This is a genomic window from Streptomyces sp. enrichment culture (genome assembly GCF_964273255.1).
In the GTDB taxonomy this organism is placed as follows: Bacteria; Actinomycetota; Actinomycetes; order Streptomycetales; family Streptomycetaceae; genus Streptomyces.
In genome coordinates this window covers 2,578,683-2,603,296 of record NZ_OZ186835.1, presented here as the reverse complement: position 1 = coordinate 2,603,296, position 24,614 = coordinate 2,578,683, and the positions used below count along the sequence as shown (strand labels likewise).

The 24,614-nt window shown below is 70.6% G+C and carries 20 protein-coding genes; 13 read left to right on the top strand and 7 right to left on the bottom strand.

Features of this window, described 5'->3' with window-relative positions:
- The first annotated feature begins 20 nt into the window (after positions 1-20).
- The 5 genes from ACSU53_RS11010 to ACSU53_RS10990 all read left to right on the top strand — a co-directional run bounded on the left by ACSU53_RS11010 (position 21) and on the right by ACSU53_RS10990 (position 8,811).
- The gene (locus ACSU53_RS11010; RefSeq protein WP_437026879.1) at positions 21-2,054 is read left to right on the top strand and encodes a thioredoxin domain-containing protein; all 2,034 of its coding nucleotides are present in this window, start codon (positions 21-23) and stop codon (positions 2,052-2,054) included.
- 229 nt (positions 2,055-2,283) lie between these two features.
- Positions 2,284-3,552, top strand: a complete 1,269-nt coding sequence (locus tag ACSU53_RS11005) for a glycosyltransferase (RefSeq protein ID WP_437026877.1) — start codon at positions 2,284-2,286, stop codon at positions 3,550-3,552.
- On the top strand, positions 3,549-5,195 hold the full coding sequence (locus ACSU53_RS11000) for an ArnT family glycosyltransferase (RefSeq protein ID WP_437026875.1): 1,647 nt from the start codon (positions 3,549-3,551) through the stop codon (positions 5,193-5,195). Before ACSU53_RS11005 ends, ACSU53_RS11000 begins: the two co-directional genes overlap by 4 nt.
- A complete protein-coding gene (locus ACSU53_RS10995; protein WP_437026874.1) occupies positions 5,192-6,373 on the top strand; it encodes a glycosyltransferase in 1,182 nt (393 codons plus the stop codon). Before ACSU53_RS11000 ends, ACSU53_RS10995 begins: the two co-directional genes overlap by 4 nt.
- Positions 6,370-8,811 carry a galactose oxidase-like domain-containing protein gene (locus ACSU53_RS10990; RefSeq protein WP_437026872.1) on the top strand — a complete coding sequence of 814 codons (2,442 nt, stop codon included), beginning with the start codon at positions 6,370-6,372 and terminating at the stop codon, positions 8,809-8,811. The genes ACSU53_RS10995 and ACSU53_RS10990 overlap by 4 nt, the downstream gene beginning before the upstream one ends.
- A gap of 90 nt (positions 8,812-8,901) precedes the next feature.
- Here the strand turns inward: ACSU53_RS10990 and ACSU53_RS10985 are convergent, their stop codons facing one another.
- The 4 genes from ACSU53_RS10985 to trhA all read right to left on the bottom strand — a co-directional run bounded on the left by ACSU53_RS10985 (position 8,902) and on the right by trhA (position 12,728).
- Complete coding sequence (locus tag ACSU53_RS10985) at positions 8,902-9,633, bottom strand: Mut7-C RNAse domain-containing protein (RefSeq protein ID WP_437026870.1); 732 nt, start codon at positions 9,631-9,633, stop codon at positions 8,902-8,904.
- A gap of 33 nt (positions 9,634-9,666) precedes the next feature.
- Complete coding sequence (locus ACSU53_RS10980) at positions 9,667-10,299, bottom strand: TetR/AcrR family transcriptional regulator (RefSeq protein WP_437026868.1); 633 nt, start codon at positions 10,297-10,299, stop codon at positions 9,667-9,669.
- A 5-nt stretch (positions 10,300-10,304) separates the two neighbouring features.
- The gene (locus ACSU53_RS10975) at positions 10,305-11,885 is read right to left on the bottom strand and encodes an MFS transporter (RefSeq protein WP_437026867.1); all 1,581 of its coding nucleotides are present in this window, start codon (positions 11,883-11,885) and stop codon (positions 10,305-10,307) included.
- Between the two features lie 141 nt (positions 11,886-12,026).
- Complete coding sequence (gene trhA / locus ACSU53_RS10970) at positions 12,027-12,728, bottom strand: PAQR family membrane homeostasis protein TrhA (protein ID WP_437026865.1); 702 nt, start codon at positions 12,726-12,728, stop codon at positions 12,027-12,029.
- 336 nt (positions 12,729-13,064) lie between these two features.
- On the opposite strand from trhA, the gene ACSU53_RS10965 reads away from it, so the two are divergent.
- Entirely contained in the window at positions 13,065-14,885 is a 1,821-nt protein-coding gene (locus ACSU53_RS10965) for a phosphoenolpyruvate carboxykinase (GTP) (protein ID WP_437026863.1), read from the top strand.
- 217 nt (positions 14,886-15,102) lie between these two features.
- Here the strand turns inward: ACSU53_RS10965 and ACSU53_RS10960 are convergent, their stop codons facing one another.
- Complete coding sequence (locus ACSU53_RS10960) at positions 15,103-15,654, bottom strand: ATP-binding protein (RefSeq protein WP_437026861.1); 552 nt, start codon at positions 15,652-15,654, stop codon at positions 15,103-15,105.
- Positions 15,655-15,801: 147 nt separating this feature from the next.
- Between ACSU53_RS10960 and ACSU53_RS10955 the strand changes: the two genes are divergently transcribed.
- From ACSU53_RS10955 to ACSU53_RS10930, 6 genes are all read left to right on the top strand, one after another.
- Positions 15,802-16,656 carry a helix-turn-helix domain-containing protein gene (locus tag ACSU53_RS10955; RefSeq protein ID WP_437026859.1) on the top strand — a complete coding sequence of 285 codons (855 nt, stop codon included), beginning with the start codon at positions 15,802-15,804 and terminating at the stop codon, positions 16,654-16,656.
- Positions 16,637-16,927, top strand: coding sequence for a DUF397 domain-containing protein (locus ACSU53_RS10950; RefSeq protein ID WP_437026857.1), 291 nt, complete (start codon positions 16,637-16,639; stop codon positions 16,925-16,927). The genes ACSU53_RS10955 and ACSU53_RS10950 overlap by 20 nt, the downstream gene beginning before the upstream one ends.
- A gap of 502 nt (positions 16,928-17,429) precedes the next feature.
- On the top strand, positions 17,430-18,056 hold the full coding sequence (locus ACSU53_RS10945; RefSeq protein ID WP_437026855.1) for a hypothetical protein: 627 nt from the start codon (positions 17,430-17,432) through the stop codon (positions 18,054-18,056).
- A 347-nt stretch (positions 18,057-18,403) separates the two neighbouring features.
- Positions 18,404-18,658 carry a hypothetical protein gene (locus ACSU53_RS10940; protein WP_437026854.1) on the top strand — a complete coding sequence of 85 codons (255 nt, stop codon included), beginning with the start codon at positions 18,404-18,406 and terminating at the stop codon, positions 18,656-18,658.
- The gene (locus ACSU53_RS10935) at positions 18,637-19,659 is read left to right on the top strand and encodes a hypothetical protein (RefSeq protein WP_437026852.1); all 1,023 of its coding nucleotides are present in this window, start codon (positions 18,637-18,639) and stop codon (positions 19,657-19,659) included. Before ACSU53_RS10940 ends, ACSU53_RS10935 begins: the two co-directional genes overlap by 22 nt.
- Before the next feature lie 282 nt (positions 19,660-19,941).
- Positions 19,942-21,273, top strand: coding sequence for a VanZ family protein (locus ACSU53_RS10930; protein ID WP_437033115.1), 1,332 nt, complete (start codon positions 19,942-19,944; stop codon positions 21,271-21,273).
- 239 nt (positions 21,274-21,512) lie between these two features.
- On the opposite strand, the gene ACSU53_RS10925 is transcribed toward ACSU53_RS10930, so the two are convergent.
- Both ACSU53_RS10925 and ACSU53_RS10920 read right to left on the bottom strand, forming a co-directional pair.
- Positions 21,513-21,935 (bottom strand): hypothetical protein, encoded by a 423-nt coding sequence (locus ACSU53_RS10925; RefSeq protein ID WP_437026850.1) that lies wholly within the window; start codon positions 21,933-21,935, stop codon positions 21,513-21,515.
- A gap of 108 nt (positions 21,936-22,043) precedes the next feature.
- Positions 22,044-23,255 (bottom strand): pyridoxal phosphate-dependent aminotransferase, encoded by a 1,212-nt coding sequence (locus ACSU53_RS10920; protein WP_437026848.1) that lies wholly within the window; start codon positions 23,253-23,255, stop codon positions 22,044-22,046.
- A gap of 380 nt (positions 23,256-23,635) precedes the next feature.
- Between ACSU53_RS10920 and ACSU53_RS10915 the strand changes: the two genes are divergently transcribed.
- Complete coding sequence (locus tag ACSU53_RS10915; RefSeq protein WP_437026847.1) at positions 23,636-24,586, top strand: S1 family peptidase; 951 nt, start codon at positions 23,636-23,638, stop codon at positions 24,584-24,586.
- Positions 24,587-24,614: the final 28 nt, after the last annotated feature.

The window sequence follows — 24,614 nt, the reverse complement described above, 5'->3', positions numbered from 1 at the left end:
GGGTGAGCGAGGATGGGGGTATGCCCAACCGACTCGCACAGGCCACGTCCCCGTACCTCCTCCAGCACGCGGACAACCCCGTCGACTGGTGGCCCTGGGAGGCGGGCGCGTTCGACGAAGCCCGACGGCGCGGCGTTCCCGTCTTCCTGAGCGTCGGCTACAGCGCGTGCCACTGGTGTCACGTCATGGCGCACGAGTCCTTCGAGGACCGGGAGACCGCCGACTATCTGAACGCGCACTTCGTGAGCGTGAAGGTGGACCGCGAGGAGCGCCCGGACGTCGACGCCGTCTACATGGAGGCCGTGCAGGCGGCGACCGGCCACGGGGGCTGGCCGATGTCGGTGTGGCTGACGCCGGACGGGGAGCCGTTCTACTTCGGCACGTACTTCCCGCCCGAGGCCCGACAGGGCATGCCGTCCTTCCGGCAGGTCCTGGAGGGCGTGCAGCGGGCGTGGGACGAGCGGCGGGACGAGGTCGCCGACGTCGCCGGGAAGATCGCGCGGGACCTGTCCGCCCGGGAGATCGCCTTCGGGGACGCCGAGATGCCGGGCGAGCAGGAGCTGGCGCAGGCGCTGCTGGGGCTGACCCGTGACTACGACCCGAAGCGGGGCGGGTTCGGCGGGGCGCCGAAGTTCCCGCCGTCGATGGTGCTGGAGTTCCTGCTGCGCCACCACGCCCGCACGGGCGCCGAGGGCGCGCTGCAGATGGCGGCGGACACCTGCGAGCGGATGGCGCGCGGCGGGATCTACGACCAGCTCGGCGGCGGTTTCGCGCGGTACTCGGTGGACCGGGACTGGACGGTCCCGCACTTCGAGAAGATGCTCTACGACAACGCGCTGCTGTGCCGCGTCTACGCCCACCTGTGGCGGTCGACGGGCTCGGAGCCGGCGCGTCGGGTGGCCCTGGAGACCGCCGACTTCATGGTGCGCGAACTGCGCACGCCGGAAAGGGGGTTCGCCTCCGCCCTGGACGCCGACAGCGACGACGGCACGGGGCGGCACGTCGAGGGTGCCTACTACGTGTGGACGCCCGCGCAGCTGCGGGAGGTGCTCGGTGAGGCGGACGCCGAACTGGCTGCGCGGTACTTCGGGGTGACCGAGGAGGGCACCTTCGAGGAGGGTGCCTCCGTGCTGCAACTCCCGCAGCGGGACGAGGTGTTCGATGCCGGGCGGATCGAGGGGATCCGGGAGCGGCTGCTGGCGGCGCGGGCGTCGCGGCCCGCGCCGGGGCGGGACGACAAGGTGGTGGCCGCGTGGAACGGGCTGGCGATCGCCGCGCTGGCCGAGACGGGGGCGTACTTCGACCGTCCGGACCTGGTCGAGGCGGCCTCGGCCGCGGCGGACCTGCTGGTGCGGGTGCACCTCGACGAGCACGCGGCGCTCGTGCGGACCAGCCGGGACGGGCGGGCCGGGGTGAACGCGGGCGTGCTGGAGGACTACGCGGACGTCGCCGAGGGGTTCCTGGCGCTGGCCTCGGTGACGGGGGAGGGGGTGTGGCTGGAGTTCGCGGGGCTGCTCCTGGACCACGTGCTGACCCGCTTCACCGACGAGGAGTCGGGCGCGCTGTTCGACACGGCGGCCGACGCGGAGCGGCTGATCCGGCGTCCGCAGGACCCCACCGACAACGCCGCGCCGTCGGGCTGGACGGCCGCCGCCGGTGCGCTGCTGGGGTACGCGGCGCACACGGGTTCCGTGCGGCACCGCACGGCGGCCGAGCGGGCGCTGGGTGTGGTGAAGGCGCTGGGGCCGCGGGTGCCGCGGTTCATCGGGTGGGGGCTCGCGGTGGCGGAGGCGGCGCTGGACGGGCCGCGGGAGGTGGCGGTGGTGGGTCCGGCGCCGGACGATCCCGGGACCGTGGCGCTGCACCGGGCGGCGCTGCTCGGGGCGGCTCCGGGCGCCGTGGTCGCGGTGGGGACCGCGGAGAGTGACGAGTTCCCGCTGCTGGCCGGTCGTCCGCTGGTGGACGGGCGGGCGGCGGCGTACGTCTGCCGCAACTTCACCTGTGACGCGCCGACGACCGAAATTGATCGGTTGAAGAGGGCGCTGGGCGGCTGAGGGGCGAGGGCACCGGGTGTTTCGGTGCCTCTCGGCGCGGGTCGCGGAATGGCTTGTTCCTGGCAACTCCGGTCAGATGAAGGACAGTTACGCAACAGTCTGTTTATCGGAAAAGCCCCCGCGCTTCACAACTCCCCCCTAATCTCTGCACGGTGACGTGACGCGAGCGGCGTCGCGCGGGTGACGCGCGGTCACAGCACGGGGGTTCTGGGATCTGGGGGGATCTGTCTTGCTCACGTCGTTATTCATCGCTGTCGTCTCGCTGGCCCTGTTCTGGATGGCCGGTTTCACCCTGTGGTGGCAGATGCACGCCTGGCGCACGCCGGAGGTGCTCGCCTCCACACGGTTCAGCAGCCCGGACGGCGGGGAGCACCTCTCGTTCTCGCTGCTGCTGCCGGCCCGCCACGAACAGGCGGTGCTCGACCACACGATCCAGCGCCTGCTGGAGTCGAGCCACGCGGACTTCGAGATCATCGTCATCGTCGGGCACGACGACCCCGGCACCACCGCGGTCGCCGAAGCCGCCGCGGACCGCGACCCGCGCGTCCGGGTCGTCGTCGACACCCACGAGCGCAAGAACAAGCCGAAGGCCATGAACACGGCGCTGCCGTACTGCCGCGGCGACGTCGTCGGCGTCTTCGACGCCGAGGACCAGGTCCACCCCGAACTCCTCGCCCACGTCGACCACGCCTTCCGCTCCACCGGCGCGGACGTGGTCCAGGGCGGGGTGCAGCTGATCAACTTCCACTCCAGCTGGTACAGCCTGCGCAACTGCCTGGAGTACTTCTTCTGGTTCCGCTCCCGTCTGCACCTGCACGCGCAGAAAGGGTTCATCCCGCTCGGCGGCAACACCGTCTTCGTCCGCACCGACGTGCTGCGCGCGGCGGACGGCTGGGACCCCGACTGCCTCGCCGAGGACTGCGACCTGGGCGTGCGGCTGTCCAGCGTCGGCAAGCGGGTCGTCGTCGCCTACGACTCCGACATGGTCACCCGGGAGGAGACCCCGGGCTCCCTGGTGTCGCTGCTGAAGCAGCGCACCCGCTGGAACCAGGGCTTCCTCCAGGTGTACCGGAAGAAGGACTGGCAGCAACTGCCCACCTTCGGGCAGCGGATGCTCGCCCGCTACACGCTGATGACCCCCTTCCTCCAGGCGTTCACCGGGCTGATCATCCCGCTCAACGTGGCGATCGCCATCTTCCTGGACGTGCCCGTGGGCATCGCCTTCATCACCTTCCTGCCGGCCGTCACCGCCCTGGTCACCTTCGTCTTCGAGGTCGTCGGGCTGCACGACTTCGGCAAGCAGTACGGCCTGCGGGTCCGGTTCCCGCACTACCTCAAGCTGATCGTGGGCGGCCCCTTCTACCAGGTGCTCCTCGCCGGTGCCGCGGTCCGCGCCGTCTGGCGCGAGCAGCGCGGCCGCAACGACTGGGAGCTGACCACCCACGTCGGCGCCCACCTCGACGCGTCCGCCGCGACCCGAGAGGACGTTCCCGCGTGACCTCCACCCTTCCCGCGGCGACCCCGACGACGGTCCCCGCGCAGCGCCGGCCCGAGCCCTCGGGCGGTCCGGCCGGCCGCACGGTGCCGCCGAGACGGCTCCGTTCGTCCCGTTCCGACCTGATCCTGTGCGGGGCCCTGCTGGTGGCGATCCTGTTCGTCCAGGGCTGGAACATCGCCGACTACCCGACCCTCAGCGACGACGAGGGCACCTACCTCGCCCAGGCGTGGGCCGTCCAGGAGGGCCGGGGCCTGGCCCACTACACCTACTGGTACGACCACCCGCCGCTCGGCTGGATCCAGCTCGCCGTCCTGACCTGGATCCCCGCGATGCTCAGCCCCGAGTCGATGACCGTGGGCACCATGCGGGCGGTGATGCTGCTGATCAGCGGCATCAGCGCGGTGCTGGTGTACGTCCTCGGCCGCCGGCTCGCGCTGCCGCGCTGGGCGGCCGGCCTCGGCATGGCCCTGTTCGGGCTGTCGCCGCTGTCGGTGGTGCTCCAGCGGGAGATCTTCCTCGACAACCTCGCGGTGATGTGGACGCTCCTGGCGTTCACCCTCGCCGCCTCCCCGAGCCGTCACCTCTGGCACCACTTCGGCGCGGGCATGGCCGCCGCGACCGCCGTGCTCACCAAGGAGACGATGCTCGTCGTCCTGCCCGCCCTGTTCGTCACCGCCTGGCGGCACAGCCACCGCGACACCCGCAAGTTCGCGCTGACCGGCGCCGTCACGGCCTGCGCGCTCATCGGCTTCTCCTACCCCCTGTTCGCGCTGCTGAAGGGCGAGTTGCTCCCGGGCAGCGGGCACGTGTCGCTGTGGGACGGCGTCGCCTACCAGATGACCCGGCCCGGCTCCGGCTTCATCCTCGACGAGGGGTCCGGCTCCTGGGGCGTCCTGCAGTCCTGGCTGTACTACGACCGCATCCTGCCGCTCGGCGGTCTCGCGGGCGCCCTGCTGCTGCTCGTCACCTGGCGCTGGTCGGTCACCGCCCGCGCGCTCGCGGGCCCCGCGCTCGCCGTGGCGATCCTGGCCGCGCTGGCCCTGCGCCCCGACGGCTACCTGCCCGCGATGTACGTCATCCAGGCGCTGCCGTTCCTCGCACTGGTGCTCGCCGGGGGCGCGGCGAGCGTCGCGCACGCCGTGCTGCGCCGCGGACGCTCCGACACGGAGCGCCGGTCCGTGCGCGGGGCGCGCTACGCGCTCGCCGTCGCCCTGGCCTTCGCCGCCTGCGCCTACGTCGGCCCCCGCTGGTACGACGGCGCCCGTACCGCCGTCACCACCGACGCCAACGCCCCGTACGAGGCGGCCTCGGCGTGGATGGCCACCGAGGTCGACGATCCGGACGGCACCCGGGTGCTGGTCGACGACGCGATGTGGCTGGACCTGGTGCACGCCGGCTACCGGCCCGGTCTCGGCGTCATCTGGTTCTACAAGGCCGACCTGGACCCGGCGGTGACGAAGACGATGCCGCGCGGCTGGCGGGACGTCGACTACGTGGTCGCCTCGCCGACGGTGCGGCGCGACGCGAAGGACCTGCCGACCGTGCGGGCGGCCATCGAGCACTCGGTGCCGGTGGCCACCTTCGGCTCCGGCGAGGACCGGGTCGAGATACGCCGCGTCGAGACCGCCGGAGGCAGCCGATGAGCCAGGAGCACGCGGTCCCCGGAGGACTCGGCGACCCGGCCCTCGACCCGGTCGGGGTGGCCGAGCCGGGGGCGGTCACCATCGTCGTCCCGACGTTCAACGAGTCCGCCAACGTGGCGGCGCTGCTGCGGCAGATCACCGAGTCGGTGCCCTCCCGGCTGCCGTGCGAGGTGGTGTTCGTCGACGACTCCACCGACGACACCCCCGAGGCGATCCGCCGGGCCGCGCAGGACTGCCCGTTCCCGGTGACCGTGCTGCACCGCGAGGAGCCGGCCGGCGGGCTCGGCGGCGCGGTCGTCGAGGGCATCCGGGCCGCCACGTCGGACTGGGTGGTCGTCATGGACGGCGACTGCCAGCACCCGCCCGCCCTGGTGCCGGAGCTGGTGGCGACCGGGGAACGGACCAACGCGGGCCTCGTCGTCGCCTCCCGCTACCTCGAGGGCGGCAGCCGCGCCGGACTGGCCGGCGGCTACCGCGTCGCCGTCTCGCGCGGTGCGACCTGGCTGGCCAAGGCTCTCTTCCCGCGCCGCCTGCACGGCATCAGCGACCCGATGAGCGGGTTCTTCGCGATCCGCCGCAGCACGGTCACCGCCGACGAGCTCAAGCCCCTCGGCTACAAGATCCTCCTCGAACTCGCCGTCCGCGCCCGCCCCCGCATGGTCGCCGAAGTCCCGTTCGTCTTCCGGGAGCGGTTCGCGGGCGAGTCCAAGTCGACCGCCCGGGAGGGCCTGCGCTTCCTGCGGCACCTCACCGGGCTGCGCACCGAGGCGCCGCCCGCCCGCATGGTGGTGTTCGGGCTGATCGGCCTCACCGGCTTCCTGCCGAACCTGGCCGCGCTGTGGGCGCTGACCGGGGCGGGCGTGCACTACCTGCCGGCCGAGATCGCCGCCAACCAGTTCGGCGTGGCCTGGAACTTCCTGCTGATCGAGACCCTGCTGTTCCGTGAGCGGCGGCGGCACCGGCACTGGGCCGACCGCACCGCGCGGTTCGCGCTGCTCGCCAACGCCGACCTGGTGGTGCGCCTGCCGCTGATCGCGCTGCTGGTCGGCCGGTTCGGGATGACCGCCGTCCCGGCCACCGCGCTGGCCCTCGCGATCACCTTCGTCCTGCGCTTCGTGGGGACCGAAGCGCTGGTGTACCTCCCTCGCCGCCGTCGTCCAAGGAGAAGCACCCCATGAACCTCGCCACCGTCCTCTCCCGGCGCAGACCGGCGGCCCTGCTGGCCGTCGGCGCCCTCACCACGGGCCTGCTCCTCACCGCACCGCAACCCGCCTCCGCCGCCAACCTGATCACGAACCCCGGCTTCGAGACCCCCGGCACCGGCGACATGCCGTACTGCTGGGAGAAGTCCGGCTGGGGCGACAACGACTTCACGTTCACCACCACCTCCGACGCCCGCACCGGCGACAGCGCGATGAAGGTCGAGCTGACCCGCCGCACGGACGGCGACCGCAAGGCCCTGATCACCGAGTCCGCCGACTGCGCGCCCGTGGTGACGCCGGGCAAGCAGTACGACCTGGGGCTCTGGTACAAGACGACCACCCCGGACGCGTCCATCACCCTCTTCCGGCACGACAGCACGGCCGGCTGGCAGTACTGGACCGACCTCAGGACGCTGGACATGCAGCCCGACACCTGGACCGAGGCGACCGTCCGCACCCCCGAGGTCCCCGAGGGCACCGACCGCATCTCCTGGGGCGTCTCCGTCTACGGCACCGGCGCGGCCACCACCGACGACTACACGATGGAGCAGGTCGCCGACCCCGTCCCGGAGCCGGACTGCACCAGCTCACCGGCCGACTGCGCCGACGGCGAGTGGGAGGTGCTGGCCACCGAGAACCCGGTCCGCTCCATGCACTCGGTGGTGCTGCACAACGGCAAGGTGCTGCTGATCGCCGGTTCCGGCAACGACCCGGAGCTGTTCGAGGCGGGCACCTTCACCTCCGCCGTCTACGACCCGGAGCAGGGCACCTACAAGGTCATCCCCACCCCGGACGACATGTTCTGCGCCGGCCACGTGCAGCTCCAGGACGGCCGGGTCCTGGTGATGAGCGGCAACAAGGGCTACCCGTCCGACGACGGCACGATCGGCTACCAGGGCTACAAGGACTCCTACATCTTCGACCCGGAGACGGAGACCTACACGAAGACCAACGACATGAACGACGGCCACTGGTACCCGTCGGCGACCATCCTCGGCAACGGTGACGTGCTCAGCTTCGGCGGTCTGCGGGAGGACTCCACCGGCTCGGTCACCGCCGAGCGGTGGTCGGACGCCGAGCAGCGGTGGCTGCCGACCTGGCAGGTCAACCAGACCTGGTCGTACTGGGGCCTGTACCCGTCGATGATCCTCATGCAGGACGGGCGCCTCTTCTACTCCGGCAGCCACGTCTTCGGCAACAACATCCCGGGCACCGGTTCCGCGATCTACGACTACGACGCCAACACCATCACCCAGGTGCCGGGCCTGCAGAACAAGGACGAGCGGGACCAGTCCGCCAGCGTGCTGCTGCCCCCGGCGCAGGACCAGAAGGTGCTCACCCTCGGCGGCGGCAACATCGACACCAACCCGGACGCCAACCGGCTGACCGACATCATCGACCTCAAGCAGCCCGACCCCGCCTACGTGGCCGGCCCGCCGATCCCGCAGGGCACCGTCGACCTCGGCAACGGCCGCGTCCCGCAGACCGGTGACCAGGGCAAGATGTACGTCTCCGCGGTCCTGCTGCCCGACGGCACGGTACTGGAGACCGGCGGCGCCCTGCACAACCGGGCCGACCCGGTCTTCGAGACGTCGATCTTCGACCCGGCGACGGAGACCTTCGACCCGGTGGCCGCCGACCCGGAGGCCCGCGGCTACCACTCCTCGGCGTTCCTGCTGCCCGACGGCCGGGTCATGACCACCGGCGACAACCCGGGCGACGGCTCCTGGAACCACAACGTGTCCATCTACAGCCCGCCCTACCTCTTCAAGGGCGAACGCCCGGTGATCACCTCGCTGATCGACACCGAGTGGACCTACGGCGACACCCAGCGGATCACCGTCGACCGGCCGATCGCCAAGGCCGAGCTGATCCGCCCGGCGGCCGTCACGCACTCCTCCGACCCCAACCAGCGGTTCGTGGACCTGCCGCTGTCGGTGGACGGTGACGACCCCACGACCGTCGACCTGAACGTGACGAGCAACCCCAACCTGGCCCCGCCGGGCTGGTACATGCTGTTCGCCGTCGACGCCAACGGGGTCCCGTCGGTGGCGAAGTGGGTGCACCTCCAGGGCCCGCCCGCCCTCACCGCCCAGGACGCCCACGCCCACGCCCACGTCCACGACTTCGCCGACGCCCCGCGGGGCAAGGTCACCGGCCCCCGCACGAAGCGCGCCGCCGAACCGGTCGCCCCGACCGTCTCCGGCTGCGACCGCCACTACGGCTCGGCCAACGTCTGCGTGCCCACCACCTTCCCGGCGGACATCGAGCCCACCACGGCCGCCCGCTGCGACTGGTTGAAGGAGCACGACTACGGCCGTCTGAAGGTCAACGGCAAGGACGACCCGCTGAAGCTGGACCGCGACCGGGACGGCATCGCCTGCGGCAAGGGGGACTACCGGCAGCGCCGCTGAAGAACCGCTGAGGAACCCCTGAACGCAGGCGGGGGCGCACGGACCACCACGGTCCGTGCGCCCCCGCCTGCGTCGCGTGCTTGCCGCACCTCACCCGCGCTCGGCGTGGAAGGCGACCGCCCGGTCCACGATGGCCTCCAGCTGCTCGTGGTGCGCGCCCTTCCAGTACGCGCGCCCGCACTGGGCGCACTGCGCGAACACGTCGTACGTCCGGTGCGTCCCGCCCTTGAGCTGGTCGGCGACCTGCTCCTTGGTCGCGGAGCGCAGCAGCCCGTTGCAGGCGGTGCACCGGGTCCACGGCCGCAGCTCGGGCCGGAACCGGTCGAGCACGTACTCCAGCTGCTCCTCGGGCCGGGTGCTGTAGACGAACGCGCCCGCCCACAGTTCCCGGCGGCGCAGCAGTCCCCGGTCGCGGCTGAGCATCACGCGCTGCTCGGCCGCCGAGCGGGCGGCCAGCGCGGGATCCCCGATGTCGGTGGACTCGTACGCGGTGTCCACGCCCAGCAGCCGCATCCGCCGCGCCAGCGTGCCGAGGTGCACGTCGAGCAGGAACCGCAGCGGCGCGCCAGGCACCCGCTGGGGGTGCTCGACGGCCCGCACGGTCACCGACTCGCCCGCGCCGGGCAGATGGGAGACGGGCACCTCGCGGCCGTCCACGAGCAGGGTGCCGACCTCGGTGAGCGGCACGCCGAGGGACTCGACGACGTGGCCCAGGCCGCTGACACCGTCGGTGCCGGTCCGCACGGTGCCGGTGTCCCGGGCCTGGGGGACGAAGACGAGCAGTTGCGGGGCGAACTCGACGCGGATCTCGGGACCGTTCACCCGGCAAGGATGACACGGCCGCCGGTCGCGTCCTCAGGATTTCCCGGCGGGCAGTCCGCGCGCGAGGACGTCGAGGGTCCGGTCGACGAGCTCGCCGAAGTCCTCCCGCGGTGCGTGTTCGGCCCAGTACTTCGAGGCCTCCAGCAGGCCGCCGAGCAGGGCCATCGTGTACACGCGCACCTCCAGGCCGTCCGGGTCCAGGCCGGTGCGCCGCGCGATCGCCCGGCCGAGCAGGTGTCCGGTGGCCGACATGCTCTCCAGCAGCCGGGACCGCACGGCCGGCACCTCGCGCATCAGCCGCGCCCGCAGCTGGGTCACCTCCGGCTCCTCGGCCATGGCGACCTCGATGCCCCGGCGCACAACGTACCGGACGGACTCCAGCCAGGGCTCGTCGGCGGGCCGCGCGGTGAGTTCGGCGAGCAGCGGCTCGTCGTACTCGTCGGTGAGGACGATGTCCTCCTTGACGGGGAAGTAGCGGAAGACGGTGGACGGCGACACGTCGGCCCGTGCAGCGATCTGCTCGACCGTGGTGGCCTCGTATCCCTGCTCCTCGATGAGCGCGTAGGCCGCCGCGCGGATCGCCTGCCGGGTCCTGATCTTCTTCCGCTCGCGCAGCCCGGGGGGCTGCGGACCGGTGGGGGTGAGGGGGGATCGTGCGGCCGTCATGAAGGTCATTGTCGGGCATCGGGCTCCGCGGCGGCCACGTCCGGGTCCGGGTCCGCGGCGGATCGCTTTCCGGCCCGCCGCGGCGGTGTGCCGGGCAGGAACGCCGCCGTGAGGAGCGCCGTCAGCAGGGCGGCGATGCCGCACACCGTCAGGACGGTGGTCATGCCGTCGGCGTAGGCGGCGTCGGCGGAGCGGGCGAGGGCGGGCAGGCCGAGCCGTTCGGCCACCGCGTGGGCTCCGCTGAGGGAGGCGCGGGCGGCGTCGGCGGCGGGCGCGGCCAGGCCGCCGGTGTCCAGGCGGCGGGCGTAGACGTCGGCGACGAGACTGCCCAGCAGGGCGATGCCGACGGCGCCGCCCACCTGGCGCAGCGTCATCAGCAGCCCGGAGCCGCTGCCGGCCCGGTCGGCGGGGACGCCGCCGAGTGCCGCGTCCATCGCCGGCACCATCGCGAGGCCGAAGCCGAGGCCCGCGAGGGTCAACCACAGCGCGATGAACCCGTAGCCGGACCCTGGTCCGGTGCGGGCGCCGAGCAGGGCGGCGAAGCACAGCACGGTCAGGCCCGCGGTGACCACGGGCCGGGAGCCCAGGCGCCGCACGAGGGAGGTGCTCACGCGGGCGGAGACCAGCAGGCCGCCCATCATGGGCAGCAGCCGGAGCCCGGTGCCGAACGCGTCGGCGCCGCCGGTCTCCTGGAAGCGGGCGGGCAGGACGAACAGCAGCCCGGCGAACACGAACGTGCCCAGCGTCGCGGCCAGCACGTTGAACAGGAACACGCGGCGGCCCAGCAGGCTCAGGTCGAGCAGGGGCCGCTCGGCCCGCCGCTCCCGCAGCACGAGCGCGGTCAGCAGCACGGCGGCCAGCGCGAACGCGCCGAGCACCCAGCCGCCGCCCCAGCCGCGCGAGGGTCCCTCGATGATGCCGAACACCAGGGCGCCCAGCCCCAGTGCGCTGTACGTGGTGGACAGCGCGTCGACGCGCGGCGACGCGGGGTCGCGCGACTCGGGCAGCAGGAACAGGCAGGCGGCGATGCCGACGGCGGCCATGGGGATGTTGATCAGGAAGACCGACCCCCACCAGTAGTGGTCCAGGAGCAGTCCGCCGACGAGCGGCCCGAGCGGCATTCCGGCGGCCATGGAGGCGGTGACGGCCGCCACCGCCTTGCCCCGCTCCTCCTCGCCGAACATCGACGGCAGCACGGACAGCCCGAGCGGGATGACCAGCGCGGCCCCGAGGCCCATCACGGAGCGGGCGGCGACGACGAGCTCCGGCGCGTCGGTGAGGGCCCCGAACAGGGACCCGGTGAGGAAGAGGACGAGGCCCGTGACCAGCATCCGGCGGCGTCCGTAGCGGTCGCCGAGGAGTCCGGCGGGCAGCATCAGCGCCGCGAACACGACGACGTAGGCGTCGACGATCCACTGGAGCTGACCCGTACTCGCTCCCAGGTCGGCGGCCATGGTCGGCAGCGCCACGTTGAGGATCGTCAGGTCGAAACCGAGGGTGAGCATGCTCGCGACCAACGCGCCGAGCGCCAGCCAGCGCCGGGGGTCGGTGCCGTGGGCGGGGGCGCCCGAAGTGACAGTGGCCATGAAGTGAGAGTAACTGTCATAAGAGGGTGACTGTCAATATCGCGGGAGCGGGCACGAGAAAGCCGCGGCGTCGGTCTCGACGCCGCGGCCTGCGGAGAGTGTGCGGAGGGCCGGGCTCCCGGGCGGTCCGGCGGGAGCCGGCTAGTACGCGACCAGGGAGATGCCCACGTAGTGGGCGATGAAGGCCGCCAGGGTGAAGGAGTGGAAGACCTCGTGGAAGCCGAACCAGCGCGGTGAGGGGTTGGGGCGCTTGATGCCGTAGATGACGCCGCCCGCGCTGTAGAGCAGGCCGCCGACGACGACCAGGACCAGGACGGCGACACCGCCGGCGCGCAGGAAGTCGGGGAGGTAGAAGACGGCCGCCCAGCCCATCGCGATGTAGCACGGGGTGTAGAGCCAGCGGGGCGCCCCGACCCAGAAGACCCGGAAGAGGATGCCCGCGGCGGCCGCGGCCCAGATGCCCCACAGCAGCCACCGGCCCTTGGCGTCCGGCAGCAGCAGGATCGTGAGCGGGGTGTAGGTGCCGGCGATGATCAGGAAGATGTTGGCGTGGTCCAGACGGCGCAGGATGCCGTCCATGCGCGGACTCCAGTCGCCCCGGTGGTACAGCGCGCTGACGCCGAACAGCAGGCAGGCGGTCAGGGCGTAGATCCCGCAGGCGATGCGGCCCCGGGTCGAGTCCGCCAGAGCGGTGAGGGTGAGGCCGGCGACCAGGGCGGCGGGGAACATGCCGAGGTGCAGCCAGCCGCGGAGCTTCGGTTTGACCGGGTGCGGCAGGGAAAGTGTCACCGGTCCACGGCCGGTGGAGGTCTCACGGTGTGCGTCGGGGACGAACGCTGTCATGGCCCCATCGTACCTACGCGACCGTAAGTTACGGATGAGTGCGAGGTCTTGACCAACGGGAAGTGGCCATCGTCTCACGCCTCCCGGGGTGGACAACACCCCGGAAAGCGTCACGCAAAGAATGCGCAAGGTGTCCTCAATGGGTACGTAAAGAGCCACGGAAAACCGTGGTCATCGTCACGTTGCTCACCTGTGCGCCCCTCTGGACAGATGGGCGCTCGCGTCGCATGATCATATGAGTGCGGTCGGTACCGGATGAGCGCCACCCACCGTGAAGCATCCGGGCCGCAGCCCCCACGGGGCCTCCAACCAAAAAACCCTCATTTAGGAGCAATCGTGGCGCGCGACATCGCGGCTCCCAGCGTCCCCACCACCCACCAGGGACTGATCTCCTGGGTCAACGAGATCGCCGACCTGACGCAGCCCGACGCCATCGTCTGGTGTGACGGCTCGGAGGCCGAGTACGACCGGCTGTGCGAGGAACTCGTCGCCAAGGGCACCTTCAAGAAGCTGGATCCGATCAAGCGCCCCAACTCCTACTACGCGGCCTCCGACCCCACCGACGTCGCCCGCGTCGAGGACCGGACGTTCATCTGCTCCGAGAAGGAGGAGGACGCCGGCCCCACCAACCACTGGAAGGCCCCCGCCGAGATGCGGGAGATCTTCACCGGGGAGAACGGCCTGTTCCGCGGCTCGATGAAGGGCCGCACCATGTACGTGGTGCCCTTCTGCATGGGCCCGCTCGGCTCGCCGCTCTCGGCGATCGGCGTCGAGATCACCGACTCCGCGTACGTCGCCGTCTCCATGCGCACCATGACCCGCATGGGCCAGCCCGTCCTGGACGAGCTCGGCGACGAGGGCTTCTTCGTCAAGGCCGTGCACTCCGTCGGCGCCCCCCTCGCCGAGGGCCAGCAGGACGTCCCCTGGCCGTGCAGCAGCACCAAGTACATCTCGCACTTCCCCGAGGACCGGGAGATCTGGTCCTACGGCTCCGGCTACGGCGGCAACGCCCTGCTCGGCAAGAAGTGCTACGCCCTGCGCATCGCCTCCGTCATGGCCCGCGACGAGGGCTGGCTCGCCGAGCACATGCTCATTCTCAAGCTGACCCCGCCGCGCGGCGAGTCCAAGTACGTCGCCGCCGCCTTCCCGAGCGCCTGCGGCAAGACCAACCTCGCCATGCTGGAGCCGACCATCCCCGGCTGGACGGTCGAGACCATCGGCGACGACATCGCCTGGATGCGCTTCGGCGAGGACGGCCGCCTCTACGCCATCAACCCCGAGGCCGGCTTCTTCGGCGTCGCCCCCGGCACCGGCGAGCACACCAACGCCAACGCCATGAAGACCCTCTGGGGCAACTCCGTCTTCACCAACGTCGCCCTCACCGACGACGGCGACGTGTGGTGGGAGGGCATGACCGAGGAGGTCCCGGCCCACCTGACCGACTGGAAGGGCAACGACTGGACGCCCGAGTCGGGCACCCCGGCCGCCCACCCCAACGCCCGCTTCACCACCCCCGCCGCGCAGTGCCCGATCATCGCGCCCGAGTGGGAGGACCCCAAGGGCGTGCCGATCTCCGCGATCCTCTTCGGCGGCCGTCGCGCCACCGCCGTCCCCCTGGTGACGGAGTCCTTCGACTGGAACCACGGCGTCTTCCTCGGCGCCAACGTCGCCAGCGAGAAGACCGCCGCCGCCGAGGGCAAGGTCGGCGAACTGCGCCGCGACCCCTTCGCCATGCTGCCGTTCTGCGGCTACAACATGGGCGACTACATGGCCCACTGGATCGAGGTCGGCGCCGACAAGGACCAGTCGAAGCTGCCCAAGATCTACTACGTCAACTGGTTCCGCAAGAACGACGAGGGCGCGTTCGTCTGGCCCGGCTTCCGCGAGAACTCCCGCGTCCTGAAGTGGATCGTGGACCGCCTGGACGGCAAGGCCGAGGGCGTCGAGACCCCCATCGGCATCCTGCCGACCAAGGACGCCCTCGACACCGACGGCCTCGACCTCTCCGACAGCGACCTGGAGTTCCTCCTCACCGTCGACAAGGAGGTCTGGCGCGAGGAGGCCGCCCTGGTCCCCGAGCACCTCAACACCTTCGGTGACCACACCCCCAAGGAGCTGTGGGACCAGTACCGCGCGCTGGTGCAGCGCCTGGGCTGAGCCCTCGCCCCCATGAACCCCGCGGCCGGTCGGTACTCGGTTTGAGGATGCCCTGACCAGCGATCGTCACGCCACGACCGGCCGCGGAACACACCGGCGGGGCCCCGCACAACGGCGTGCGGGGTACCGGACCCGCCGCCGCTCCCCGTCAGCCCCGACGGGAACCGCGGCGGCGGGCCCACCCCCGCCCCTGCGGCACGGCCCGCCCCGCGGGCTTTCACGAACGTGCCGATGGATGACCGAGCGCTCCGGCCGACGGACCCCGTCGACCGGAGCGCTCGGCCGTTGTTCCGTCCTGGCCGTCAACGCCGTTCTCGCTGTTCTCCCCATCCTCCCTTTCCTCGCCGTCCTCGGCGTCCGAGGCGAAGAGTTCGCACCACACCGTCTTGCACCCCGGCTCCCGGTCCACCCCCCACCGCACGGCCAGCGCGTCCAGCAGCACCAGCCCCCGGCCCGACTCCGCCTCGGCACCCGGCGCCCCGCACAGCACGGGCAGCGCCCCCGGCTCCGGATCCGTCACCCCCACCCGGACCCGCCCGCCGTCCCGCCACACCCGCACCGTCACGGGCACCCCCTCCCCGACATGCCGGACCACATTGGTCACCAGCTCACTCACACAGAGCCGGACATCGATCCCGTACGCCCGCAGCGCGCCCCGCAGCCGCGGCACGGCCGCCGGAGTCGCGAGCAACTCCAGCGTCAACGGCGGTCCCACGAAGCGGGAGCCTGTGGCCAGGGAGCCGGTAACCAGGGAGTGGTGGTCGTGCATGAGGTTCACACCTTCCAGTGCGCTGTGTGACGAACCGCTCACACTCTGCCGCCGCACCGCCTAGCGTGACAGGGCTCCGGACTCCCCACCCCCGACAGGGGAAGCACCGGGCACCGCGCGGCAACGGCACTCCCAGGACGGTGAACGATGGGGCAACGCAAGGACATCGACGGCTCGACCGGCGTCCCGACCTTCTACGGCAGCGAGTTGCGCTGGAAACGCGAGAAAGCGGGCCTGACCCTCCAGCAGTTGGTCGAGGGCAGCTTCTACGGCCCCAGCCACCTCAGCGAGATCGAACGCGGCACGCGCCGCATGCCCGCCGAACTCGCCGAACACGTCGACCGCGTCCTCGGCACGGACGGCTTCTTCACCCGACGGTGCGAGGACGTACGGCGGGCGAAGCGGAAGGGGCACGCGAGCTACTTCGAGCGGGTGCTGGATGCGGAGAAGCACGCGAAGACGATCGAGGAGTGGTGTCCGACCCTCTTGCCCGGGCTGCTGCAGACGGACGCGTACGCGCGGGCGCTGGTGACGGCAGCCATGCCGCTGGCGCAGGACGACGAAGTGGACGAGAAAGTGAGCGCCCGGCTGGCACGAGCCCGGCTCTTCGAAACGAACCACAAAACGCCGATGTACTGGGCAATCCTGTCCGAGGTGCTGCTGCGACAGCCGGTACTGCCACCGGGCCAGTGGGCCGACCAGCTTGATCACATTGTTGAGCTGGCGCGGCGTCGCCGGATCGTTCCACAGATTCTTCCGTGGAACTGCGGGCCGCATCCGCTGATGATGGGCATGGCCAAGATCATGGACTTCCCCGACGCACCCCCACTGGTCTACTTGGAGTCGCAGCACAGCGGGGACACCCTTGACGATCCAGCCCTCGTGGAGGAGTACCGCAGGTCGTACGATCTGCTCAGGGCCGCCGCACTGCCTCCGAAGGCGTCCCTCGCCCTGATGGAGAAGGCGGCTGAGGATGACCGAAATGGCAAGCACCGTGATTGACTTGAGCGCCGCTGTCTGGCGCAGGAGCAGCTACAGCAACGGCACGGGCGGGGATTGCGTCGAGGTGGCCGAGGCGTTCCCCGGAGCCGCCCGCTGGCGCAAGAGCAGCCACAGCAACGGGGACGGGGGCAACTGCCTCGAAGTCTGCGACGCCCACACCGGCGTCGTCCCCGTCCGGGACTCCAAGGTCCCGCACGGCCCCGTGCTGACGGTCACGGCGTCGGCGTGGACGTCGTTCGTCACGTCCCTCAAGCCGGCCCCCGGGGCGTGACGCAGCCGCTCGGCACCGAGCTCTTCGACGCCGACCGGCTGACCCTCCAGGGCCGTGGGTCACACGGCATCGTCCTGACGTGGGCCGGGCGGCGTACCGCTACTACGCACTGCGCCGGACCCCCGGAGCGGCCGTGTGGCTGTCGTCCCTGCTCGCGGTGGTGGCCCGACCGTCGGACGGCGGACAGCGTCCCTTCTAGGCATGCCCACCGAGCGGGCCCCGCCCCCGGGTGATTATTCGGCCATATTCATACGAGTGTCCGACTGTGTCTACGCGCGAGTCCCGTTTCAACTCTCCGAGTAAGCAGCGGATTTGGTCAGATGGCGCGGCTACGGATGCCGTACTCCCCGCGCTCGGCGTTGGCAAGATCGACTCTCTGATGTCCTGACCGGTTTGGATCTCTCAACTTCGCAGGTCAGGGTGGTGGCAGTGAGCGTCCTCCGACCTGAAACAGGGCGCTCGCGCCAAGCATCAGCGTGCTTTGACCACACAGGGGGAACTTGTGGCCACGACTATGCGCCCAGGCCTGCGCATCATCACGTCCATAACCGTCGCCTCGCTCACGGCAGGAGTGGCCTTCGCCGCCAGCGGTATGGCGACCGCTGCCGACCTCGCCCCGGCGTCAATTGAGGGGACGGACACGACCGAGGTCATTGATGTCACCGAGCCGGACCAGTTGCTTCCGACCGGGGACGCCGTACTCGGTGAAGGGGAGTTGACGGAGGACGGAGGTGCAGCCGAGTGGTCCGAGGCCGTGAGCCTCCGGGCTGCAGCGGCCAAGCGGCTGCCGTACCTGTGCAAGGCCTCGGTGGACTATCCGCACAATTCGCACACCACCAAGGGCACGATCAACGTGCACTTCGACACCAAGTGCGGCCAGATGGCTCCGAACCTCAATACCGAGGGCAGCTTGTCCCGGTCCCGGTGGTACGGCTGGGAGCACCTCAGCACCGGTAAGGGCAACAAGAAGAAGACCAAGAGCTTGCGGGTGGTCGCTCCCAAGGGCTGCAAGAAGGGCACCTGGTACCGCTACAAGGGGCAAGCGCGCTTCTACGTGTCCGGCCCGCAGGGCAAGGGGTCCGCGCACGTCTATAACCAGAACGACAAAGAGATCAAATGCGCGGGCTGACACGTAGCCTCCTGAGCGGCGCGGCGGCCTGCGGTGCCGCCGCGTTGCTCGTGTCCTGCGTGGGGTCGTCGTCCGGGACGTCGGGGCAATCACCCGCCGAAGGGAGACCGGACGCAGCGACTGGTCAGGGCTCGGGCTCTGCGGGCCCGGCGCAACCGACAGCCAGGCTGCGAGGCCGAGGGGCGGTCCTGCCCCTGGTGGCGGGAGAGTGGGACGACGGCCGACGCAAGGCGCCGCCCGAGCGGCTCGACTGGAAGTCATCCGGAGGGCGGACCCCGCTGACCAGCGCCGGCGAGCCGCCTCGGATCACGGTCACTGCCGCGTCGGCCCCGACGTACGTCTCGTTCATGCTGCACAGCAGGATCGACGGATCAGGAATACCGGACGAGGACCCGCGGCGGCAGAAGGTCCTGGCGTGTGGGGAGGGCATCACCGACCCGGGCTGCCGCATCACGGACCATGAGGACCGCCGGTCGTACACCATCGAGGCCGTGGACCCGCTGCCTGCGGGCCGTCCCTACCGCGTACTGTACGTGCAGTGGGCACCGGAGCGTCCCGGCGGCAAGGAGACCTGGGCTTCATGGCAACTACCCACTGGCTAGGCGATCCGCCCGCACAGCGGGACCCATTGACCGGCTGGGCGCTGTCCCGGCTCGCCTCGGCGGTCGCCGAGGACGTAAGGCTGGACGCGGTCGTCGACGTCACGTCCACGGCACGGCCCGTCGAGGCGGACCTCGGCGGACCGTTCGGCGCCCGGGTGGCCGGCAGCCCCGCCACCGGGCGGTCCGGCGAGGCGCGGACGTACCGCCTCACGGACATCTCGACGCGAAGCTTGCGCGAGGAGGACGAGGGCGAGCCGTGGGCGGTGCTCTTCGACCCCGCCCGCCTGATCCGGGGCATCGGCACGGTAACCGGTGCCCGGCGAGACGGGGACGGGATCGAACTCGTCCTGACACCCCACCCGTTGTTCGCCGACCCTGCCGATGACTGGCTGCCGCCCGGTGCCCGCAGCCTGGTGGTGCGACTCGACCCGGCGACCGGCCTGCTCCGCTCCGCCGTGCTCCACGACGACCAGGGACTCCTGCTCACGGCCCGCGTCCGCGAGGTGCACATCGACGAGGTGCGGTCGGAGGAAGGGGCGGGGCAGGTCCTGGCGCGGATGGCCAGGACCCTGGTGGAGCCGGCCCGGCTGACGGCCGAGGTCACCGTCGAGACGGACCCGCACGAGGACCTGTCCTTCACCTCCGAGCCGTCGGCCCGTTCCTGGACGGTCACGGTCGGCCGGGAGACCGTGAGGATGTCGGGCGACTACGCCCCGGACCGCACCGGTCCGCTCGCCGCGCGGCTGGCCGAACTGCTGGCACCGGCCCGCATCGTCTCCCACCTGACCCACGCCATGCCTGGCCTTGGCACCTCCGTCCGGAGCAGAGTCCGCCCCCTCCGCACGTTCCCGTTCAGCGCCTGGGCCCCGGACGACGGTCTGACGTGCACCTTCGCCGTCGACCCGGACACGGGCGTCCTTCTGCAGGCGGAGGCGACAGCGTCCGGCCACTCGGTCTTCCACCACACGGTCACCGGGGTGCGCGCGCAGGCGGGGCGGTGAACGCAGTCCCACACAGCCGCCTTCTCGAGGATGCGCGTGGAGCCACGCGTCACCAGGGACGCAATGAAGCCTCATTTTCCAAATGCGTCACCTTTGGTGAGTGCATGGCTGGGAGTTGCCCGCGCTTCCGGCCCTGCTTGGTGAAGAGAATGTGCGCGGGCTACGGTCGGCTCGTTACCGACGGTCATTGCCGTGGTGCCGAGAGTGAATACATGAGAGGTGTGACGCCCATGGCACCGCCGACCGCCCCGCTTTGCATGGGATGACACGCATTTGATCAAAGTGATTTTTGGCGATGCGATCGGCTTCGCTCTGGCATCCCTGGTTGTCTCCTCGGCCGCATGTTATGCCGCTGTGAAAATCGCCGGGCGAACCGGAGTGCGCAGGCCGTGGGCTGTCGGCATCTTGTGCGCGCTCGTTGTCATGGAGGTCAGTGCGACCCTTCTGCTTCCGGGAAGTGCCGGCGTGACGGACGGGGTTTGTTACCTGAATCGCTCGCCCGCCAACGTCCTCATGACGACGCAAGGACTCCTGAACGTCGCGATGTTCGTTCCTATCGGAGCCTCTGCGGTGATGGCGACGAGATCGCCACTGCTTTCCTTGGCCGGGGCGGCCTCTCTCAGTGTCGCAACGGAGTTTGCGCAGGCCACGGTGTTCGGTAGGAATTGCGATTCCAATGACTTTCTGGCGAACTTCGCAGGGGCCGTCATCGGGGTCCTGGCAGTCCACATGGCTTCGGTGCTGTCCGGTCGACCGGAGTCCGACTGGAAGAGGGGAGCGAAGCACTCCGGGGGCGTGCTGCTTGCCTTGCTGATCGCCGTCGGGATTTCGGTCAACACCGTGATCTTTCCGGTGGCGCTCGACGACTCCAGTATTCGGCTGTCCAGCTCCTCCCAGGAAGATGCCGCACGGGATGCCATGCGCCGCGCCTTCGGCGACCACGTGAACATCACGAAGACCACGCTCCGTCCGGGAACGGAGGGTGCTGAAGATCACGTCGTCATCGCGTTCGCCAACGGGATCGCCCAACTCGCCTGGCCCAGCCGCAGCGAGTTCAGCGTACTGCTCGAGCCCGAGAGCACTCCCGGAAGGCATAGCTTCCCGCTTGATCCTCCGGCGCCTTCACCGGCCGGTGCCTCGGACGCCGAGAAAATCGCGCACACCTACGCGGCATCCCGTTACCCCGACCAGATGACGGGAGCCTCAGTGAAGACCTTCCCCGTCGGAGACGATGCGGAGTTCGGGTGGGTCACCAGTTGGCGCACGAGCGAAGACGGGGTGCTTCTGCCCAACCGGCTCGACGTTCAGGTGAATCGCGCCGGGAGAATATCTCAGCTCGTCGTCCGTGAGTTCTCGGAGAGTTATGACATTCCGCGTGATCGGATCAGCAAGGGCGCAGCACTGAGGGTGGTGCGGAATGAGACAGGAATCGATCCGGACCACGCGAGCGAACACCTGATAAAACGTGACGGTACATACAAGGTCACCTGGGTGGTGGACGTCTCGCACTCTGCCGATGATGTCGAATCGTTCTTCGTGGACTCGCTCAGCGGCGAAATGATCGACCATATACCGGGGGTTTCCGTGGACCCGGACAGCCGAGGAGCCGTGTGACGCGCTCCCCTTCGTCCTGCTGCACGTCGAAGGATGGAGCACTGCGGAGGGCGGCGACCGTCGATGCGGCGGCGCACCGGAAAGTGGGGATCACCGCCGACCGCGTCGACAGTGTGGAGTCCGTCCGTCCACGGGTATGCCCGCGCCCCTGTCCCCGCGGGACGTGCATGGCGCCCGGTCCACGCGTCGCTGCGGGTGCGCGCGGACCGGGGCCGTTCTGGGGAGCCCCGGGGTGGGGCTCAGCGGGACGCGAGTTCGCGCGGGTGGAGGGCCGCGCTGTGGGCGTCCATGCGTTCGGCGGCCAGGATGGCGACCGCCGTGTCGGCGCGTGAGGCGGCCACGACCAGGGCGCGGCCCGACAGTGCGTGCGCCCGCCGGTGCAGGGCCGCCGCGTCGGGTTCGCGGCTCTGGGTGGTCGCCGACGCGCGGGCCGGCGTGCGTCCTCCGCGCAGGCGGGTGACCTGCTCCGACAGCCGTTCGGCCGCGGTGTTCAGGTCGCTCGACGGGGCCACCGCACGCAGCTCGTCGGTGACGGCGAGCAGTGCACCGAGATGGCCCGCGAGCTGGATGTCCAGCTCGTCCTCGCGGGAGCGGCGGGGGACGTCCTCGGAGGTGCCGGCCATCGTGGTGTGGACCGACTTGGTGCGGATCGGTTCGTACATGGATGGCCTCCTGAGTGCTAACAGGAAACCATCCTAGCTTGGATTCAGTCTAAAGTTGAGTCGTTCACAAAAGAGGGCCCGACTGGACACGCAAGGTGAACGCGTCGGTCAGGGCTGGCTGTATCCGTCCAGGAAACGGCCGATCCGGCCCATCGCGTCCTCCAGGTCGGCGGCCGACGGCAGGGTGACCACCCGGAAGTGGTCCGGTTCCGGCCAGTTGAAGCCGGTGCCCTGGACGACCATGATCTTCTCGCTGCGCAGCAGGTCCAGGACCATCTGCCGGTCGTCCTCGATCTTGAAGACCTTGGGGTCGAGCCGGGGGAAGAGGTACAGCGCGCCCTTCGGCTTGACGCAGGTCACACCGGGGATCCGGGTGAGCAGGTCGTAGGCGATGTCCCGCTGCTCGCGCAGCCGGCCGCCGGGCAGGACCAGGTCGTTGATCGTCTGCCGGCCGCTGAGTGCGGCGACCACGCCGTGCTGGCCCGGCATGTTCGCGCACAGGCGCATGTTCGCCAGGACCGTCAGGCCCTCGATGTAGGAGTCGGCGTGTGCGCGGGGGCCCGAGATCGACATCCAGCCCACGCGGTAGCCCGCCACCCGGTACGCCTTCGACATGCCGTTGAAGGTGAGGGTGAGCAGGTCGGGGGCGACGGCGGCGGTCGGGGTGTGGGTGGCCTCGTCGTAGAGGATCTTGTCGTAGATCTCGTCGGAGCAGACCAGCAGGTTGTGGCGGCGGGCGATGTCGGTGAGGCCCTTGATCATGGCCTCGTCGTAGACCGCGCCCGTGGGGTTGTTCGGGTTGATGATCACCAGGGCCTTGGTGCGGTCGGTGATCTTGCGCTCGACGTCGGCGAGGTCCGGCATCCAGTCGGACTGCTCGTCGCAGCGGTAGTGCACCGCCGTGCCGCCGGAGAGCGAGACGGCGGCCGTCCACAGGGGGTAGTCGGGCGCAGGGACCAGGACCTCGTCGCCGTCGTCCAGTAGCCCCTGCATCGCCATCACGATCAGCTCGGACACGCCGTTGCCGATGAAGACGTGCTCGACGTCGGTCTCGATGCCCAGGGTCTGGTTGTGCATGACGACCGCGCGCCGTGCCGCCAGCAGGCCCTTCGCGTCGCCGTAGCCGTGGGCCGACGACACGTTGCGGAGGATGTCCTCCAGGATCTCGGGCGGACACTCGAAGCCGAAGGCGGCCGGATTGCCGGTGTTCAGCTTGAGGATGCGGTGGCCTGCCGCTTCCAGCCGCATCGCCTCCTCGAGCACCGGGCCCCGGATCTCGTAACAGACGTTGGCGAGCTTGGTCGACTGGATCACCTGCATGCAGGGAGCTTACGGCCCCCTCGTGCCGTTTGGACCGTGTTTTCCGCCACGTGAGACGCGTCGGTTCGAGTGGTTATGTCCTGCGGTCCTCGTTCACAGGAGGCGGGTCCTCCCTTTACGGGCCGTGGGTGTCGCGAGCGGGCCCCGGCCGTCCTCCGAGGCCCGTGTCCCTCGTTCACGGGCCGCGCACGATCCCTCCCCGCACCGTCACGGGCCCCGCTCGTGACGGTCGCCACCCCCGGCCTGCTGCGGGGCACGCTGATCCGGCCACCGCCGTACGCGACCTTGCCCCCTCGATGTTCCGCACTGACAATGCCCATGACAATTCTGTGGGTGTCCGGAGGATTCCGGGCGCCCAAGTCGCAAGAGGGGACCCCCACATGAGACAACCTCTCGTCGTCGCGCTCGCCGCCCTGGCCCTGGCCGGCGTCGGCGCGACCCCCGCGGTCGCCGCCGGGCCCGCCCCCACGGCCCCGGACACGACAGCGGCCACGACCGCGGTCACGGACGCCGGCCGCACCACGCTCCTCGATGTCGTCGACGGTGCCGCCGCGACCGTGACGGACACCGTGTCCGGCCTCACCGCACCCCGGGCGAACGCCGTGAACTTCGCCGGGACCGTCGCGCTCAGCAACTGCTCCGGGTCCGTCGTCCGCATGCCCGACTCCGCCGCCGACGACCCCGCGCTCGTCCTCACCAACGGCCACTGCCTGGAGAGCGGCTTCCCGGCGCCGGGCCAGGTCCTGGTCGACCGGCCCTCCAGCCGCAGCTTCGGCCTGCTCAACGCCTCCGGCTCCCGGGTCGCCACCCTGCGCGCCGAACGGCTCGTCTACGCGACGATGACCGACACCGACGCGGCGATCTACCGCCTCAACCGCACCTACGGGCAGATCCGGAGCGCGTACGGCATCGACGCGCTCACCCTGAACGACACCCGCCCGACGGCCGGGACCGCGATCAGGGTGGTCTCCGGGTACTGGAAGCGGATCTACAACTGCTCCGTCGACGGCTTCGTGTACCGCATGAAGGAGGGTGACTGGACCTGGAAGGACTCGGTCCGCTACACCCCCTCCTGCAACACCATCGGCGGGACCTCCGGCTCGCCGGTCGTCGACGCCGCCACCGGCAGGGTCGTCGCCGTCAACAACACCGGCAACGAGGACGGGCAGCGCTGCACGGTGAACAACCCCTGCGAGATCGACGAGCAGGGCCGGGTCACCGTCCGCCAGGGCATCAACTACGCCCAGCAGACCTACTGGTTCCTCGGCTGCTTCGGCGCGGACAGCAAGCTGGAGCTCGGCGCGAGCGGCTGCGTGCTGCCCAAGCCGTGACACCGCGGCCGTAGACGCCGTACCGGGC